The 16503-nt window shown below is 69.5% G+C and carries 17 protein-coding genes; 5 read left to right on the forward strand and 12 right to left on the reverse strand.

Going from position 1 to position 16503, the window contains the following annotated elements; genetic code table 11:
• Positions 1 to 18: 18 nt before the first annotated feature.
• Complete coding sequence (locus D8670_RS15595) at positions 19 to 993, reverse strand: PLP-dependent cysteine synthase family protein (protein ID WP_121819046.1); 975 nt, start codon at positions 991 to 993, stop codon at positions 19 to 21.
• Between the two features lie 89 nt (positions 994 to 1082).
• Complete coding sequence (locus D8670_RS21050) at positions 1083 to 1244, reverse strand: hypothetical protein (RefSeq protein WP_162994317.1); 162 nt, start codon at positions 1242 to 1244, stop codon at positions 1083 to 1085.
• Between the two features lie 148 nt (positions 1245 to 1392).
• Between D8670_RS21050 and D8670_RS15600 the strand changes: the two genes are divergently transcribed.
• Together D8670_RS15600 and D8670_RS15605 are read left to right on the forward strand one after the other, a co-directional pair.
• Complete coding sequence (locus D8670_RS15600; protein ID WP_121819047.1) at positions 1393 to 1776, forward strand: thioredoxin family protein; 384 nt, start codon at positions 1393 to 1395, stop codon at positions 1774 to 1776.
• A 76-nt stretch (positions 1777 to 1852) separates the two neighbouring features.
• Entirely contained in the window at positions 1853 to 2548 is a 696-nt protein-coding gene (locus D8670_RS15605; protein WP_121819048.1) for a DUF502 domain-containing protein, read from the forward strand.
• A gap of 16 nt (positions 2549 to 2564) precedes the next feature.
• Here D8670_RS15605 and D8670_RS15610 read toward each other — a convergent pair whose 3' ends face one another.
• From D8670_RS15610 to D8670_RS15625, 4 genes are all read right to left on the reverse strand, one after another.
• On the reverse strand, positions 2565 to 2810 hold the full coding sequence (locus D8670_RS15610) for a DUF7127 family protein (RefSeq protein WP_121819049.1): 246 nt from the start codon (positions 2808 to 2810) through the stop codon (positions 2565 to 2567).
• 98 nt (positions 2811 to 2908) lie between these two features.
• Positions 2909 to 5086 (reverse strand): thioredoxin domain-containing protein, encoded by a 2178-nt coding sequence (locus D8670_RS15615; RefSeq protein WP_121819050.1) that lies wholly within the window; start codon positions 5084 to 5086, stop codon positions 2909 to 2911.
• Positions 5087 to 5152: 66 nt separating this feature from the next.
• Complete coding sequence (locus D8670_RS15620; protein WP_121819051.1) at positions 5153 to 5956, reverse strand: N-acyl homoserine lactonase family protein; 804 nt, start codon at positions 5954 to 5956, stop codon at positions 5153 to 5155.
• 109 nt (positions 5957 to 6065) lie between these two features.
• Positions 6066 to 6872, reverse strand: coding sequence for a hypothetical protein (locus D8670_RS15625; protein ID WP_121819052.1), 807 nt, complete (start codon positions 6870 to 6872; stop codon positions 6066 to 6068).
• Positions 6873 to 7046: 174 nt separating this feature from the next.
• On the opposite strand from D8670_RS15625, the gene purD reads away from it, so the two are divergent.
• Both purD and D8670_RS15635 read left to right on the forward strand, forming a co-directional pair.
• On the forward strand, positions 7047 to 8339 hold the full coding sequence (gene purD, locus D8670_RS15630; RefSeq protein WP_121819053.1) for a phosphoribosylamine--glycine ligase: 1293 nt from the start codon (positions 7047 to 7049) through the stop codon (positions 8337 to 8339).
• 58 nt (positions 8340 to 8397) lie between these two features.
• Positions 8398 to 8922, forward strand: a complete 525-nt coding sequence (locus D8670_RS15635; RefSeq protein ID WP_121819054.1) for an acyltransferase — start codon at positions 8398 to 8400, stop codon at positions 8920 to 8922.
• 30 nt (positions 8923 to 8952) lie between these two features.
• Here D8670_RS15635 and D8670_RS15640 read toward each other — a convergent pair whose 3' ends face one another.
• From D8670_RS15640 to D8670_RS15665, 6 genes are all read right to left on the reverse strand, one after another.
• A complete protein-coding gene (locus D8670_RS15640; RefSeq protein ID WP_121819055.1) occupies positions 8953 to 9720 on the reverse strand; it encodes a mechanosensitive ion channel domain-containing protein in 768 nt (255 codons plus the stop codon).
• Positions 9720 to 10532, reverse strand: coding sequence for a diadenylate cyclase DacZ (dacZ, locus tag D8670_RS15645; protein WP_121819056.1), 813 nt, complete (start codon positions 10530 to 10532; stop codon positions 9720 to 9722). The genes D8670_RS15640 and dacZ overlap by 1 nt, the downstream gene beginning before the upstream one ends.
• A 99-nt stretch (positions 10533 to 10631) precedes the next feature.
• Positions 10632 to 11474, reverse strand: coding sequence for a rhodanese-like domain-containing protein (locus D8670_RS15650; RefSeq protein WP_193569404.1), 843 nt, complete (start codon positions 11472 to 11474; stop codon positions 10632 to 10634).
• 39 nt (positions 11475 to 11513) lie between these two features.
• Positions 11514 to 12812 (reverse strand): DUF7405 family protein, encoded by a 1299-nt coding sequence (locus D8670_RS15655; protein WP_121819057.1) that lies wholly within the window; start codon positions 12810 to 12812, stop codon positions 11514 to 11516.
• 55 nt (positions 12813 to 12867) lie between these two features.
• Positions 12868 to 13851: a DUF7282 domain-containing protein gene (locus tag D8670_RS15660; protein WP_121819058.1), complete on the reverse strand. Its 984-nt coding sequence runs from the start codon at positions 13849 to 13851 to the stop codon at positions 12868 to 12870.
• Entirely contained in the window at positions 13848 to 14927 is a 1080-nt protein-coding gene (locus D8670_RS15665) for a DUF7350 domain-containing protein (RefSeq protein WP_121819059.1), read from the reverse strand. The genes D8670_RS15660 and D8670_RS15665 overlap by 4 nt, the downstream gene beginning before the upstream one ends.
• A gap of 174 nt (positions 14928 to 15101) precedes the next feature.
• Here D8670_RS15665 and D8670_RS15670 point away from each other — a divergent pair, with 174 nt between their 5' ends.
• Positions 15102 to 16418: a hypothetical protein gene (locus tag D8670_RS15670; protein WP_121819060.1), complete on the forward strand. Its 1317-nt coding sequence runs from the start codon at positions 15102 to 15104 to the stop codon at positions 16416 to 16418.
• The last annotated feature ends 85 nt before the right edge of the window (positions 16419 to 16503 follow it).

The raw sequence follows: 16503 nt of genomic DNA on the forward strand, positions 1-16503 counted from the left end.
CGCGGGAGAAAAGACCCGTCAGTCGAACAGTCCGGTCGAGAGGTAGCGCTCGCCGCTGTCCCAGAACACCGTCACGACGAGCGGGCAGTCGTCGTAGCCGGCCGCCGCTCCCCCGTCCGATTCCACGCCCTTCGCACCCGCCGGCGCGGGCGGGCAGTTCCGCTCCGGTTCGGCGATGCGCTCGGCGACGCGCTTCGAGGCGAGGCTCGTCGCGCCGCTGGACTGCCCGACGAGGATGCCCTCCTCGCGGGCGAGGCGGCGACACTCGGCCTCTGCGTCCTCCAGTTTCACCGTCTCGACGTCGTCGACGAGGTCGAGGTCGAGGTTGTCGCTGACGAAGCCGGGGCCCATCCCCTGAAACTCGTCCTGTCCGGACTCGCCGGTCGAGAGGACGGCGTTGCGCGCCGGCTCGACGGCGACGATCTCCATCTCGGGGAACTCCTCGCGGAGGCGTCGGCCCGTCCCGGAGAGGGTGCCGCCGGTGCCCACGCCAGCGACGAAGGCGTCGACCTCGCGGTCCCCGACTTGCTCGAGTATCTCCTCGGCGGTGGTCTTGTAGTGTGCTTCGGGGTTCGCGGGGTTCTCGAACTGGCCCAGCTGGGTGGCGCCGGTCTCCGCGACGATCTCGTCGGCGCGGGCCCGGGCATTCTCCATCTCGCCCTCGACGAGTTCGATGTCGGCGCCGTAGGCCCGCATCACCTGCCGGCGTTCGGGGGACTTCGACGCCGGCATCACGATGGTGAGGTCGTACCCGCGGGCCGCCGCGACCAGCGCGAGGCCGATGCCGGTGTTGCCGCTCGTCGGCTCGACGAGGCGGTCGCCGGGCTCGATGGCCCCCTCGCGCTCCGCCGCCCGGACCATCGAGAGGGCGGGCCGGTCCTTGGCCGACCCCGCCGGGTTGAACGACTCGACCTTCGCGGCGACGGTCGCCCCCTCCGGTGACTCGACCTGCACGAGGGGCGAGCCGATAGCGTCCAGAATGCTCTCCTTCATTGATCCGTTCTAGGCAATTGGAACGTAAACCCGGCCTGACACCGGCAGGACGTGCCGGGGGCGCGGCCGCGACCGACCGCGCGACGCGCTCAGAGCTCGACGGTCCCTATCCAGCGCTCCCGCCCGCCCGTCGAGCACCACTCCTCGTGGGCCTCCGCGCAGTGCCCGTGGAGTAACTGGCCGCACTGGCACAGGACGCGTTTGTCGCCCGATTCGATTCGCTCCCGACACAGCGTGCAACGGTTTGCCATGATCGGTACGTTGTCGGCCACCTCACGATAAATCCTATACCGATTCGGCGGACAACATTCGCCGTGCAAGAAAACGGAGCATGTTGCCGGATGATCGGTGACTGCGGGTAACGGCGCGGTTATACCGCTGGACCGCCTACGCCGGCGTATGAGTCTCGACACGATGCAGCCGACGCCGACGTTCGACGAGACGGCCCACGAGGACACCGTCGACGCGCTCGCCGAGCACGACGACCTGACGTACCTCGTCTGGGGCGGCGACTGGTGCAAGGACTGCCGCGCCGTCCTGCCCGACTTCGCCGCCGCGCTGGACGCCGCCGGCGTCCCCGAGGACCGGATCGAGCACTACCCCGTCGAACGCGAGAACGGCGAGAAAGTCGGTCCGAAGGTCGAGGAGTACGGCATCGAACTCATCCCGACGATCATCGTCGAGCGCGACGGTGAAGAGGTGGCCCGCTTCGTCGAGGAGGAGGACCGCCCCGCCGCAGTCCATATCGCGGAGCAGCTAGACGAACTCGAAGCGTCCGCGTAACGCGTTCTGTCGCCGGATACGTCCGGTACCCACCGTCTAACTAATTGGCTGTAGCGCCGAACGTGGAGCACCAGCCATGTCCGGTCCGGACTTCGAGGACATCGTCCACGTCGCGGCTCAGGAGCAACAGGAGGTCCGTCGCGACCTCCAGCAGACGATCCTCTCTGGGATCGCGCTCACGATTCCCTTCTTCGTCACGGTGCTGATACTGCTGTGGGCGCTGAACACGCTCTCGAACGCGCTCGCACCCCTCGCCGAACTTCTGGTGGTCCTCGGTCCCGCCGAGGGACGGAGCGGCGTCGTCGCGGAGACGATGGCCGCGGCGCTCGTGTTCGGGCTGATCCTCGCCGTCGGCTTCGCCGCCCAGCACGGCCCCGACACCCACCTGAGCAAGCGCATCGACACGCTGATCGAGGACCTCCCCGGTATCGGGTCGATCTACACCAGCGTCGAGCGCATGAGCGACGTGATGGTGAGCGGCGACACCGAGAGCTTTCAGGAGGTCAAACTCGTCGAGTTCCCCCGCGAAGGGTGCTACTCGATCGCCTTCCTCACCGCGGACACCCCGCCGTCGATCGAGGACGCCGCGGGGGAAGGGGAGATGCTGACGGTGTTCGTGCCGATGGCGCCGAACCCCGTCACCGGCGGGCACCTCCTGAACGTGCCCCAGAGCAGGGTCTACGACGTGGACATGTCCGTCGAAGAAGGGATGCAGGCCGTCGTGACCACCGGCATCTCGATCGACGACGGCGTTCGCGACGCGTCCGCGTGACCGCTTGACGCTCGCCTCAGCCCCGGATCGTGAGGACGCCGCCGTTGACGGCGACGTCGCTCGCCCCCGGCGGCATCTCGAACTCGTACTGCTCCCCGTCCACGACGACGATGGCGGTGCCGTCGATGACGTCGACCGTCGGCGTCCCGCCCGCGGGACCGAAGTCGACGGCGACGAGGCTCTCCTCGTCGTACTCGCGCTCGGTGATCGTGATCTCCTCGCGCTCGCCGGCCGCGTCTTCGAGTTCTGCAGGCGTTTCCATGGATGCGCCTAGGGGTGCGACACGGGTAAGGGGCGTCCCAAAACAGATTGAGGTCGCGCGCCGGGGCGTCGTGGAAGGGGACGACGGTCGACCCGCTGCTACTTCTCGCTCCCGTCTGCCCCGCTGTCGTCGGACGCGCTCGGCGCCAGATCCTCGGCCCATCCCATCGCTTCGTCCACGTCGGTCTGGGGCGGCGAGCAGGTGAACGACCGGCAGACGTACAGCGTCGGCTCGTCTGCGTCGGCCTCGCGGTTGGCCCAGATCGGCGGCGCGTCGTCGAGGCCGAGGTCGTCTAACCACTCCCGAAGCCCGCCGGCGGTCGGCGGCCGCCGCGCGAGGATCCGGTTCGGCAGGTACTCGTCGGCGAAGCGGGTCCGCCACGCCTCGGGCGCCTCGTCGGCGACGACCGTCAGTTCCAGGCCGCCGGTCTCCGCGCGGTCGGCGGCCATCGCCAGCGACGGGTACTCGACCGGGCTCGCCCGGACCCGGTCGCCGTGCGTCCCGACGACGGCCTCCGCGACCTCCCGGAAGGACTCGTCGGGGACGAAGTGGCCGAGCGTCAGCAGCAGGTCGACGGCGACGCCCACGCTCGACGGCGTCGACTGGTCGCGCAGCTCCTGCGGGCGCGTGACGAGTTCCTCGCCGCTCTCGGGCGTGTAGTAGAGCGTCTCGGCCTCGTCGTCCCAGAACTCGTCCTCGACGGCGCGGGCCAGATCGAGCGCGAACCGGAGGTACTGCACGTCGCCGGTCGCCTCGTACAGGACGAACGCCCCGCGGCCGAGGAAGGCGTAGTCCTCCAGGTAGCCGTCCCCCTTGACGTCCCCATCCTTGTACCGCCGGTTGAGCCGCCCCGATCCCTCGTCCCACAGGTGCTCGCGGACGAACGAGAGCGCGTCCTCGGCGAGCGTCGCGTACTCCTCGTCCAGCACGATCCCTGCCTCGGCGAGCGCGGCGATCATCAGGCCGTTCCAGCCGGCAAGCACCTTCTCGTCGCGGCGCGGTCGCGGCCGGTCGGCGCGGGCGTCGAACAGTTCGTCGAGCGCAGCGTCGAGGCGCTTCTCGACCGCGTCGGGGTCGAGGTCGTACGACTCGGCGATGGCGTCGACGCTCTCGCTGACGGTCGGCACGGACCGCCCGCGCTCGAAGTTGCCCGACGGCGTGATGCCGTAGCGCTCGCAGACGATATCGGCGGTCTCGTCGTCGAGGACCTCGCGGACCTCCTCGGGCGTCCAGACGTAGAACTCGCCCTCCTCGTCCTCGCCGGCGTCTTCTCCCCTGCTTTCGGGGATCGGGCTCTGCGCGTCGAGCGTGCTGTAGAACCCGCCCTCCGGGAGGGTCAGTTCGCGCTCCACGAACGCGACGGTCTCGCGGGCCACCTCGGCGTAACGCTCGTTCCCGGTGACCTGGTAGCCGGCGAGGTACGCCCGCGGGAGTTCGGCGTTGTCGTACAGCATCTTCTCGAAGTGCGGCACCGTCCACTCCCGGTCGGTCGCGTAGCGGTGGAACCCGCCGCCGACGTGGTCGTACATGCCGCCGTCCGCCATCGCGTCGAGGGTCTCCTCCGCCACTTCCAGGTACGTCTCCCGCCCGGTGCGGTCGTAGGCGCGAAAGAGCAACTCGATGCGCTGGGGCTGGGGGAACTTCGGGCCGCCGGAGCCGAACCCGCCGTGCTGGCGGTCGGCCCCGCGGAGGACGGCGTCGGCCGCGGTTTCGAGGAACTCGCTCCCCGGCGCGTCGCCGCCCGCGCCGGGCGTCTCCTCCAGTCGGTCCTTCGCGGCGTCGGTCCACTGCTGGGCGCGGTTCTCCATCTCGTCGCGGTCCGTCTCCCAGGAGTTCGCGATGTTGTCGAGGAGGGTCCCGAAGCCGGGCATCCCGCGCTTCTCCTCCTTCGGGAAGTACGTCCCGACGTAGAACGGCTTGCCCTCGGGCGTCAGCCACGCCGAGAGGGGCCACCCGCCGCGGCCGCTGACGAGCTGGCACACCGTCTGGTAGATGCTGTCGAGGTCCGGGCGCTCCTCGCGGTCGACCTTGATCGGGACGAAGTTCTCGTTCAGACTCCGTGCGATCTCCTCGTCCTCGAAGCTCTCCTCCTCCATCACGTGACACCAGTGGCAGGCCGAGTAGCCGACCGAGAGGAAGATGGGCACGTCGCGCTCCCTGGCGGCTTCGAGGGCCTGTTCGTCCCACGGCTGCCAGTTCACCGGGTTGTCCGCGTGCTGGCGCAGGTACGGGCTCTCCTCCTCGTCGAGCCGGTTTCGCTCCGTCGGGGCGCTCATACCCGGTGGTTGTGGCTTCGGCCACCTAAGTACCGCCCTCCCGGAACCGATGCGGTCGGGCGGCGCTCAGGGCAGTTCGTTCCGGATCGTCTCGGCGTCGGCCGCGTCGTGGCCGCAGATCACCGTCGCGTCGTGTCTCCGCTCCAGTTCCTTCACGAGCGACAGGCTCTCGCGCCAGTCGCGGCCGCTCCAGAGCAGGCCCGCGCCGAGGGGCTCCTCCCGGTCGTAGTTCTCGCGGACGTACGCCTGGTCGCCAGCGAAGATCACCGTTCCGTGGTCGTCCAGATCCAGCTTCGTCCCGAGGACGCCCGGCGTGTGTCCCGGGAGCCGGATCACCTCGAAGTCCTCGTACAGCGTCGCACGGTCCCGGCTCAGCACCCGCCAGTTCAGGTCGCGGTCGAAGTCCGCGGCGACGTACGCGTCGCTCCCCGCGTCGGACTTCGCGCTCAGGTAGGCGTACTTCAGCTCCTCCTCGTGGACGACGACCGGCACGTCCGTCCCCTCGAACTCGTGCAGGCCGCCGGCGTGGTCGAGGTGGAGGTGCGTCTGGAGCACGCAGTCGACGTCCTCGACCGAGTACCCGGCGTCCGCGAGGTCGTCCGCCAGGCGGTGCTCGTGGGCGTCGTAGTGCTCGAACGCGGCGTACAGTTCGGCCGGCCAGTGGCCCTGTCCCGCCTCCGGATGCGATCCGGTGTCCCACAGCACCGTCGCCTCGGGGTGGTCGATGACGACGTTGTACACCGGCCCCTCCAGCATCTGCGTCTCCGGGTTCGGGTTCTCCTCGTGTCCGAGGGCTGCGCCCTCGATTATGTGGTTGAGGTCCGTCCGGATGTGCCCCCGCTCGACGAGCGTGACTGTCGTGTCGACCATAATCTATCGTGGGGAACTGTCGTAGTAAAAGTAGTGGCGTCCGAGACCCGTCAGAACGCGGCGTCTCGGTACCGCTGCGGAGCGAACCGACGCGACCCGTTTCTCGTCGTCACGCGTCCCGGCGACGACCGGCGACCCACAGGTGAACCGCTACCGCCGCCAACACCGCTCCGCCGGCGGGGCCGAGCGACTGCCCACCAGCGTCGGTGTCGCCGTCGGCGACCGATCGGTTGAACGCGACCGCCGGATCGCTCTCGTCGCCGACCCGCCAGCGGTACTCCTTCAGCGTCCCGCTGTGGCCGACCGGTTCGGGTTCCGTCGTCGCTCGGTCCGGCGCCCAGTCTGACGGGACCTGCACGCGCAAGACGGTCCCGTTCTCCAGATGCGTCGCGAGCGTCGGCCCCATCTCGAAACGGTCCCCGTCTGCGGCGAACGGCCCGTCCCAGAGATAGGTCCTCGTGACGACGACGTCGCCGTGCTCCGACGACGAGACCGTCGGCGACGTCGCGTGCGATTCCGGACTCCGGTTCGCCTCGGCGAGCGGTTCCCCCCGTTCCTCGAACGCCGCTTTCACCCGCTCGTCGCCGTTGAACCAGGCGGCGTCGAGAGAGCCGTTCTCGGCGCGTTCGGCCTCCGTCTCGTTTCGCGCCGGATACCGCACCCGGACTCGAACGTCGCCGCTTCCGACGCCGCGCGTTCGGACGACGACGTGGACGGAGACGTTTTCGGGGCGCGCCGGCGATTCGTTCCCTACCCTGACGCCACCGGACGTACCGGCGTCGCGGTCGGATACTGCCGAGGTGGAGATGCCGACATCGTTCTCGCCCGTCGCGTCGACAACTGGAACGCCGATGACGCTCCCAGCGAAGACAATTACGGCGACTAGCGTCCATACCTCGACGAGAGATCTTGGCATTCCTGGATAATACCAGCAAACGTGTTATAATATTTCTGTGAACTAGAGGATGAGAATAGATGCTCGTTATATCGACCTCTATTTAGCGCCCTCCCTTCCAATACCCACGATCTTGATTAGAGAACGCCACCTGAACAGCAACCTTTACACTTCCGTGCGCACCCATCCACGCCTATGACGGAAACCGTCCTGCTGGTCGGCGGCGGCGGCCGCGAACACGCGATCGCCCGCGCGCTGGAGGGATCCGACTGCGAGCTGTACGCCTGCGCGGGCAACCGCAACCCCGGCATCGCCCGCGTCGCCGAGGGGTTCGAAACCCTCGACTCGACGGACACCGACCCCGTCGTCGAGTACGCCGAGTCCGTGGACGCGACGCTTGCTGTGATCGGTCCGGAGAGCTACCTCGCCGAGGGCGTCGTCGACGCGCTCGAAGACGTCGGCGTCTACGCGTTCGGCCCGAAGCGGGAGCAGGCCCGCATCGAGACGGACAAGCGCTTCCAGCGGGAGTTCATGGCCGAGCACGACGTCCCCGGCTGTCCGGACTTCGCGTCGTTCACCGACCCCGACGAGGCGGCCGCCTACATCGACGAGTACGACGGCGACCTCGCCGTGAAGCCGACCGGCCTCACCGGCGGCAAGGGCGTCCGCGTCACGGGCGACCAGATCACGAAGGAGGAGGCGAAGGAGTACGTCCGCGAGAGCGGGTACGACGAGTTCGTCCTCGAGGAGCGACTCGTCGGCGAGGAGTTCACGGTGCAGGCGTTCGTCGCGAACGGGGAGGTGCGGGTCACCCCCGCCGTGCAGGACCACAAGCGCGCCTACGAGGGCGACGAGGGGCCGAACACGGGCGGCATGGGCAGTTACAGCGACGCCGTCTCCCGCCTGCCGTTCATGACGGAAGACGACTACGCCGAGGCCGTCGACATCATCGAAGCGACCGTCGACGCCCTCGATGGGTATCGCGGCGTCCTCTACGGCCAGTTCATGCTCGGCGTGGACGGCCCCCGCGTCGTCGAGTTCAACGCCCGCTTCGGCGACCCCGAGGCGATGAACACGCTGCCGGTCCTCGAAACCGACTTCCTCGACGTGCTGACGGGCGCCCGCGATGGCGAGTCGCTCCCGGAACTAGCGTTCGCCGAGCAGGCGACCGTCTGCAAGTACGCCGTCCCCGAGGGGTACCCGACCGACCCGAAGTCCGGTGCGAAGGTGAAAGTCGACGAGGAGAGCGCCGGCGACGCCCTCCTCTTTTACGCCTCCGTCGACGAGCGCGACGACGGGATCTACACGACGACCTCCCGGTCCTTCGCCGTCGTCGGCCTCGGCGACACCATCGCCGAAGCCGAGGGGATCGCGGAGGACGCCCTCGCGGTCGCCGGCGAGGAGGGCCTGCGGATCCGCCACGACATCGGCACGGCCGACCTCGTCCAGCGGCGGATCGACCACCTGAACGACCTTCGCGGAGCGTAGCGGCGACGGCGACGCCGAACGACGCGGATTGATAACCCTCCGGATCGCAGAGGGTGACGTGACCGACGACGACCCCCCGGCCCGCCACGACCGCGTGACGGCCCACCCGACACCCGGGCCGCGGAACTCCCTCCGGCACTGGCCCGACGCCAAGTCCCCCCTGCGGGTGGCCCTGAACTACGTCGCGATCGTGCTGGCCCGCGTCTCGCCGAGCCTCCGGCTGAAGAGTTTCCTGTTGCGCCGCATCGGCGTCGCCGTGGGCGAGGGCGTCTCCTGGGGGCTGGAGTCGACCCCCGACGTGTTCTGGCCCGAACTGATCACCGTCGAGGACGACGCGATAATCGGCTACGACGCGACGATCCTCTGTCACGAGTTCCTGCAGGACGAGTACCGGACCGGCGAGGTGGTCGTCGGCGAACGGGCGATGATCGGCGCCGGCGCGGTCGTCCTCCCGGGCGTCCGGATCGGCGAGGGCGCGAGCGTCGCCGCGAACTCGCTGGTCACCGAGGACGTGCCGCCGGGCGAGACGGTCGCCGGCGTGCCCGCGCGACCGATGTCGAGCGACGAACTGGCGGACGACTAGCGCCGCGGCTGTGATCCACGGGACGGCTGTTCAGTTCCGGACGCGAACGATCCCCTGGTCCAGCACGCGGCTGTTGGGGACGATGAACTCCTCCTCGTCGTTCTCGATGTGCGTGACGAACACGTCGACCTCCTGGACGATCCCCTGGTGGTCGCCGATCCGCACGCTGTCGCCGATGCCGTAGGGCTGGTTGAGAAGGAGGTAGATCCCGGCCGCGCCGGACGCGAGGAAGTCCTTGAACGCGAGGCCGCCGAGGAAGACGAGGCCGAACACGTACACCGTGAGCAACACGTTCAGCGCGGTGGTGTTGACGCCGATCTGGCCGAGCGCGACCAGCGACGCGATGTAGAGGACGCTGTACTTGATGACCTTCGGTAGGAGGCTCACCTCGGGGAGCTTGATCCCCCGGAGGCGCTCGCTGACGACGAGCTGGGCCTTGTCCGCGATGACGAATCCGACGATGAGAACGAGGGCGGCGATGAAAAGCTGCGGGACGAACTGCGTGACGCGGAGCCAGAACGTTTCGGCGTTGACCAGCTCCGCGATGTGGATCGCCGTCAGCACCGCTACGCCGTAGACGAACCAGGAGCTCAGGCGGGCGACGATGGTGACCGTCGACGTGCCGATGCTCTGGGCCGTCCGCTCGAACGGCGTCCCCTCGACGGCGTCGGGGACGCCCGCGGCGGTCAGCAGGCGCTTGTTGAGCTTGCCGATGAGATAGCCGAGCAGGATACCGAGCGCGAGCACGGCGGCCGCCAGCGCCGCGGGCTGGTCGGTGAACAGGCTCCACTGGACCATCAGTAGTCCTCCGGATCGAGTTCGAGTACCAGTTCGCCCCCTTTGAACGCCCGCACGAGCCCGTCGCTCTCGCTCAGGACGACCGCCGTCGCGTTCGTGTCGCGCGTGACCGCGCCGCCGGCCATGTGACGTGCACCCAGCCCCTTCGGGATGTCGACGCCCTCGGCGGACGGCTCCAGATAGCGGTACGCCGAGACGATCTTCCCTGAGTCGCTGATGACGAACGCGCCGTCGAGCCGGGAGAACTCCTTGAGCATCACGTTCACGATGGGGTCGCCGACGTGGACGTGGGACTTCTCGAACGGGTTGTACGACAGCGGCCGGGACTTGTTCATCACCTTGCCGGCGTCGCCGACGACGAACAGCGCGCCGACGGGCTTGCCCTTCTGTCCCTTCTTCCCGAGTTCGATGGCGAGTTCGAGCACCGCCCGGATGACGCTCGGGTCGGCGCGGGAGTTCGAGAACAGGTCGTAGATGCCCGACTCCATGTCCTCGTCCACCCGGACCCGCGACACCGTGTCGATGTCGTCGCCGAACATCGTCACGGCGCAGGTGACGACGTCGCCGTCCTCCAGCAGCCCCTGCTCCAGCGCCCCCTCGATGCCGAAGCGGATGCGCTCCGCGACCTCGTCGAACTCCAGCGGCAACTCCACGAACTCCTCCGCGCCGACGTCGTCCTCGTCGGAGACGACGAGCACCGGCACCTCCGACTCGGCGACGACCTCCTCGTAGTACGAGCCCGTCGGCGAGAAGAGGAGTATCGCGTCGACGTCCGACAGCAACTCCGCGAACAACTCGCTTGGCTCCGCCATTGCTAACAAGCAACTCCCGCCCTACGAAAAAGGTTTGCGTCGTGGTACGCCGAACCGCGGAGCGCCGCTGGGGCCCGGTCCGGTCGTCACGGCGATCCGTCAGGTCAGGTCCGCGGTAACGGTCGACTCGACGAGCCGACCCAGCGGCGCTTCGAGGGTGTAGTCCGGCGTCTCGACGACGATGGGCGAGTCGCGGTCGACGTCGACGAAGCGGAGCGTCATCCGGTAGCCGCCGTCCTCGTCGATGGTCGCGGCCTCGCGCTGGCCCGTCGGCTCGTGGCGGGCCCACGCCGTCGCGCCGGCGGAGCTCGCGTCCGCGCGGCCCTGGATGACGTGCCCGAACGGCGTCACCGACAGGTCGGTCCCCGCCATCGGGTAGTCCCGGGAGTGCCACTCCCAGAACCCCTCGTCGATGGCGTACACCTCCTCGTAGCCCGCCTCGATGAGCGTCGCCGCCCGCATCCCCGACAGGTGGTGCGGGCACCCGCAGTAGAGGACGACGCGGTCGTCTTTCGGCCAGTCCGGCACCGGGTCGTTTTCGACGCCGTCCGGGGCGGTCGAGAGCACCGCTCCGTACACGTGCGAGGTGTCGTACTGCTCGGTGCCCCGCGCGTCGGCGAAGCGCGCTTCCCGCCGGCGGTACCAGTACTCGGCGACGTCTATCGGCACCAGCGGCACGTCGACGCCGCTCTGGGTCGTCGTCCCGAAGTCGTCGGTGTTCACCGACCGCTCCTCAGGCACCTCCTCGAACTCAGGCGGGAAGCCGTTCCGGGGGTTCTCGTTCGGCGGGAAGTCGCCGTTGATGTCGTAGTCGCCGCCCGCGGCGCTCGTTTCGCCCGCGCCGGCGTCCGGGCCGGCGGTCGTCCCGTCGTCCGAGTCGCCAAGACAGCCGGCGACGGCGGTCGTCGCCAGCGCGCTCGCGAGGAACGTTCGACGTTTCATTATTCCGAGTGTAGTGGTCGCGTCACGAACTTCTTTCGGTCACTCGGGTCGCGGCGTCGGCAGCGCCCGGTGACGCCGCGGCGGCACCAGGAAGTTGCCGCGGTGCTTGACGAAGATGTACTCCAGAATGCCGTTGTTCACGCGCTGTCTGATCGTCGGGGAGTCGACGTCTGCGCCGTTCATCGCCTCCCGGACGCGCTCGAACTCCCCGATCCCCCGCTGGAGCGAGGGGAAGTGGAGGCTCGACTCGCCCCCGTCGGTCGACTCGAAGTGCCGACGGAGCAGCAAGGGTTCGCCGCTGTCGTCGCGGTTCGCCGCGGCCATCTTCTGCGCGTGGCCGATCTGGCCGACCTCGCGGGCGTGGCCGGGGATCCGGTCGGTGAGATCCGGGGTGACGCCGCTGTGGTCTCCGAGGTTGTGTCCGGCGCCCTCGACCCGCTCCTCGGCGGCGTGAACGGGGCTGAAGGTCTTCCTGACGCGTTCCTCGAAGTCGTTCTCGACGTACCAGTCCTGCAGGCGCTGGCGGATGGTCGCGAGGTGCTTCGTCGCGCCGCCGGCGAACGGCCCCTCCTCGATCGTCACCCGGTCCTCGCTCGCCTGGTTCCCGACGAAGCCGGCCTTGAACCCCATGAACAGCGGCGACTCCTCCGGAACGTCGGCGTCGTCGGGGATCCCCTTCACGTCCTGACGCTCGGCGGGCATCCCGTCGCCGACGAAGCCGGTCCGCCGGTCGTCGACGGAGAGCGCGTCCGTCAGCGGTGTGGACAGCCGGACGCCGTTCGCCGTCGCGTTCCCCGCGAGCGCCTCCTCGGCTTCGAGCACGACGGCCGCGCGGTCGCTCGCGAGGTGGAGGACCGCGTCCTGCTCGTCGAGGGTCGGCTCCTCGAAGTCGGAGAGGCGGCGCGGCGGCGGCAAGTCGACGCTCCCGGGGAGCGGGTCCTCGAACCGGTCGAAGTACGCCGGCGAGTACCCGATCGAGTAGACCAGCCCCTCGTTCGAGCGCTCGTACGCCCGGTCGAGCGTCGACAGCGCCGTCTCGACCGTCTCCCGCGCGCCCTCGTCCGGCGGCCCCTCCCCGGGGAGCGTCAGGAACAGCAGGATCTGGTGGCGCGGCAGCACGGTGTTGCCGTGCTCGTCCTCGGGCACCAGGTCGTTCCAGGCGTGCTGGCGCTCCGGGAGCGTCGAGGGGTCGTCCGCGCCCGACGGGACGGACGGGACCGACGTCGTCTCGGTGCCACGGTCGTCGCCGTCCTCGTCGAGGCAGGCCGCGAGCGCGCTCGTCCCGCCCGCGGCGACGGCGGCCTTCAGGACCTCGCGGCGGGACCGGTCGGCAGTCATCGTCCCCTCCTTCGGCCGCTCGGAGGATGTCGGTTCTGGTGCGGTTCTCGAACGGTCATCGCCGCCGCACCCCCAGCGCCACGGCCGCGAGCACGGCGGCGACGGTTCCGACGACGCCGACGGCGGGCATACTCGTCCCCTCGCCGCCGGAATCCTCGCCGTCCGCGTCGTCGCTGCCCTTCGCCGGGCCGTCGTTCGTCGCGTCGCCAGTCGAGTCCGTCGTCGCAGTGGGTGTGTTCACCCCGACGTCCAGCGACCCGTTACTGCCGCCGAGGGTCGCCTGGATCCGCGACCGCACGGGGTCGTCGCCGACGACGACCGGTTCGTCCCCCTCGCCGTAGGCGCCGTCGCCGTCGTCGCGGACGAGGCTCACCCAGAGGTAGACGGTCTCGCCGTCCTCGCCGAGCGCGTCGGCGTCGACCGGCACCTCGACGTCGGTGTGGTTGCCCGCCGCGACGGCGCTGTGGCCGACGACCTCGCCGGGTTCGCCGTCCGCCTCCGCCCGGACCACCACGTAGCCGTCCCGGTCGAGTTCGACGCGGGGGACCGTCACGGCGTCCTCGACGCCGTGGCCGGAGAACTTCGTCGCGACGAGGGTGACGGGGGCGTCGCCCTTCTCGACGGCGAACGACGACGACGCGACGCTCCCGAAGGCCGACACCGGCGTGTCGACCGACGGGTCGAACTCGTCGCCCCCCTCCGCGTCCCGGTGCAGTACCGCGACGAGCGGGGCGGCCCCCTCTTGCGACGCCCACCAGTCCTCGTCCGTCTGGACGGTGACGCCGCGGTGCCCGCCCTGGTCCAGACGGACGTGGCCGACCGGATCGCCGCGCTGGCTCCCCTCGTGGAGCACCAGATAGCCGCCGTCGAGGATGAACAGGGACTCGACGACGACCGACCCGTCCGCCGACACCTGCGAGCGCGCCGTGACGTGGTTCCCGTGGCCGCCGACCGGCCCGATGGCGGCGCCGAGCAGCGGCGCGACCAGCAGGGCCGCGAGCGTGAGGGCGGCGACCGCCCTCGCGGTCCGCCGGGTCATTCGAGCGTCAGGTCGACGGTCGGCGTTTCGAGGAACGCCCGCTCGTACCCCTGATGGCGGGCGACCTGCGGCGGGACCTCGACGGCGAGCGACAGGTCGTCGCCCGCCGCGGCGTCGTCGACGAGTGCGCCGTAGTGGTAGTCCAGTTCGGAGTCGAGCGTCCGCTCGAACGGACCCTCGTACAGCGTCTCGCCGTCCCGCGATAGCGACCCCGACAGGCCCATCTCCGGCAGGAGCAGCGAGTTGTACCGCGTCCGGGCGGAGACGGCGACGTACGTGCCGTCGCCGAAGCGCTCGTCGGACAGCGTCGTCACGACGTACGTGACGCCGTCCGCCGTCGCCGACCCGCGGACCGTTCCCGGCAGCGACTCCGGCGGCGCGGCGCGGCCGATGGGCAGCGCCTCCATCTCCATCGGCTGGACGGTGCCGGGGTCGCCCCCCTCGTCGACGTCCTGACTGGTGAGTCGGTCGCGCTGGTCAGCCGTGAAGTCGAACTCGACGGTCGCGCTCGCCGGGTCGGCGAATTGCCCCTCGAACGCGCCCGTCCGGCGGGTGGACATCCCGCCGACGCTCACGTCGACGGCGTACGTGCCGTCGCCGTCGAGCGTGAAGTTCGCGCCGTAGTGAAAGCCCATACGCTGGGAGACCATGGGGTAGATGACCTCCTCCGAGACGAGCTCTCCGTCCCGGGTTATCTCGACCGACAGCCCCGTGTCCGGCAGGATGGTCTCCGTCTCGGGGTCCCACACCGACGCCATCAGGTGCAGGGAGTGTTCGTCGAGCATCGGCTGCTCGGACCGTTCGGTGCCGGTCACCGTCCAGAAACGGTGCGGGAACGTGTAGAACACGGCGAACCGGTAGTCACCGCTGGTCGCAGTTCCCGCGCGGAGCATGTTCTCGACGAACGGCTGCACGTAGACGCCGTCGGCGTCGGGCGCGTCGCTCGTCGTCCGTTCCGACCCGTCGCTTTCCGTCGTACCGCCGGTCGTCGCGTCGTCGCTGCCGACGACGCCGTCGAGACAGCCGGCGAGGAGGGGGACCGATGCGCTGGCGGCGAGGTACTTCCGACGATTCATTCAGCGGTGGTTGGTGCTGAAACGACTAAAGTTGCGGTCCTTTCCACCACCGATCGCGTCGCCTGCTTCGATCGACGATCCAGCCGGTCCGGCCGAAGCGGTCGGATCGAACTACTCGGTGCCCCGACTGATCCGATAGAATACCTTTATAAAGTGTCCTGTATAGGTTCAAATATGAACCGATCGAGACGTACGTTCCTGCAAGCGAGCGGTACGGCCGCCCTCCTCGGACTCGCCGGCTGTACCGGTGTCCTCCAGAGCGACGACGGCCTCGACGAGGACGGCCCGCCCGGGTACACGACGTGGCTGTACGACCCGAAGGACCTCCTCGACGTCGACACGCGCGGGTTCGCCTCCTACGACGTCCAGAGCGTCATGGAGCAGCGCGAGAACCTGCCGGAGGACCCGTTTCAGGGCATCGAGGACGCGAACGAGGAGATCGAGGCCGTCGACCTGGAGGAGGTCGAGCGCCTCTCGCTCGTCGGCGGCGGCGAGACCGACTACAGCCGGTACGGCCTCTCCTTCGCGGTCGAGGGGTCGTTCGACGCCGCGGCCATCGGCGAGGAGATCGAGTCCGAGAGCGACGGCCAGGAGTACGAGACTGACACGCACGAGGGCTACGACCTCTACTACGGCGAGCAGGAAAGCGACTACTCGAACGAGTCGTTCGCCGTCGCGGTCGACGGCGACGCCGTCGTGTTCGGGATGGTCGACGACGAGTCGGTGACGGGCCGCGCCGCGGCCGAGGCGATGATCGACGCCGACGCCGGGTCGCGGGCCGGCTACTACGGCGAGAGCGAGTACGCACGGATCCTCGTCGACGCCATGGGCGAGGCGACGTTCGTGATGGGCGCGGAGTTCGACCTCGGGTCGGCCGTCCGCGACCGCATGGAGGACGACCGCGTCCGTGACCTCGCCGACGGACTGCACGCGGCCGGGGTGGCCGGCACCCTCGGCGGCGAGACGAGCGACTACGAGTTCGTGCTCGCCTACGAGGCGGACGCCGAGATACCGACCGAGAGCGCGCAGGAACTGGTCGACGAGGCGCGCGAGCAGTCGCCCGAGGCGTTCGAACACGTCGAGGAGGTCGACGTTCGGAGCGGCGACCGCACTCTCACGCTCGTCGCGACCGTCGACAGCGAGGAGCTGTTCGACGACTTCTCGGGGCTCATGGGCGGGATGACGGGGACGGCGTCCGGCGGCGCGACCGCATCCATCCCGCAGGTGTCGTTCCGCTTCGACTGGGCCGAGGCCGACGAGGGCGGCCGGGTCACCATCACCCACGAGGCGGGCGACAGCGTGGCGGCGGACCGCCTCTCGATCGGCGGCGACGTCGTCTCCACGACCGAGTGGAGTTCGACTAGCGACGGGATGGTACAGGCCGGTAGCTCCGCCGAGGCGACCGTCGAATCCGGCGGGCAGGTCTGGGTCGAGTGGTCGGGCGACGACGGCCAGGGCGCTCTGCTCGCGACCTCGCAGAACCCCTACTAGGCCGATCTGACGACACGGCAGAACGGTCCCGGTGTCGGTTATCCCACTTCTTCGATCCCCGTGAGGTTCGCCGCGCTGACCGGTC

This window comes from Halostella limicola, assembly GCF_003675875.1.
In the GTDB taxonomy this organism is placed as follows: Archaea; Halobacteriota; Halobacteria; order Halobacteriales; family Natronoarchaeaceae; genus Halostella; species Halostella limicola.

Coding starts and splice junctions, on each gene's coding strand:
- D8670_RS15610 (WP_121819049.1), bottom strand. CDS start 2,810: ATGGAAACGCCTGCAGAACTCGAAGACGCGGCCGGCGAGCGCGAGGAG.
- D8670_RS15600 (WP_121819047.1), top strand. CDS start 1,393: ATGAGTCTCGACACGATGCAGCCGACGCCGACGTTCGACGAGACGGCC.
- D8670_RS15665 (WP_121819059.1), bottom strand. CDS start 14,927: ATGAATCGTCGGAAGTACCTCGCCGCCAGCGCATCGGTCCCCCTCCTC.
- D8670_RS15605 (WP_121819048.1), top strand. CDS start 1,853: ATGTCCGGTCCGGACTTCGAGGACATCGTCCACGTCGCGGCTCAGGAG.
- D8670_RS21050 (WP_162994317.1), bottom strand. CDS start 1,244: ATGGCAAACCGTTGCACGCTGTGTCGGGAGCGAATCGAATCGGGCGAC.
- D8670_RS15640 (WP_121819055.1), bottom strand. CDS start 9,720: ATGGTCCAGTGGAGCCTGTTCACCGACCAGCCCGCGGCGCTGGCGGCC.
- D8670_RS15655 (WP_121819057.1), bottom strand. CDS start 12,812: ATGACTGCCGACCGGTCCCGCCGCGAGGTCCTGAAGGCCGCCGTCGCC.
- D8670_RS15620 (WP_121819051.1), bottom strand. CDS start 5,956: ATGGTCGACACGACAGTCACGCTCGTCGAGCGGGGGCACATCCGGACG.
- D8670_RS15615 (WP_121819050.1), bottom strand. CDS start 5,086: ATGAGCGCCCCGACGGAGCGAAACCGGCTCGACGAGGAGGAGAGCCCG.
- D8670_RS15595 (WP_121819046.1), bottom strand. CDS start 993: ATGAAGGAGAGCATTCTGGACGCTATCGGCTCGCCCCTCGTGCAGGTC.
- dacZ (WP_121819056.1), bottom strand. CDS start 10,532: ATGGCGGAGCCAAGCGAGTTGTTCGCGGAGTTGCTGTCGGACGTCGAC.
- D8670_RS15660 (WP_121819058.1), bottom strand. CDS start 13,851: ATGACCCGGCGGACCGCGAGGGCGGTCGCCGCCCTCACGCTCGCGGCC.
- D8670_RS15670 (WP_121819060.1), top strand. CDS start 15,102: ATGAACCGATCGAGACGTACGTTCCTGCAAGCGAGCGGTACGGCCGCC.
- purD (WP_121819053.1), top strand. CDS start 7,047: ATGACGGAAACCGTCCTGCTGGTCGGCGGCGGCGGCCGCGAACACGCG.
- D8670_RS15650 (WP_193569404.1), bottom strand. CDS start 11,474: ATGAAACGTCGAACGTTCCTCGCGAGCGCGCTGGCGACGACCGCCGTC.
- D8670_RS15625 (WP_121819052.1), bottom strand. CDS start 6,872: ATGCCAAGATCTCTCGTCGAGGTATGGACGCTAGTCGCCGTAATTGTC.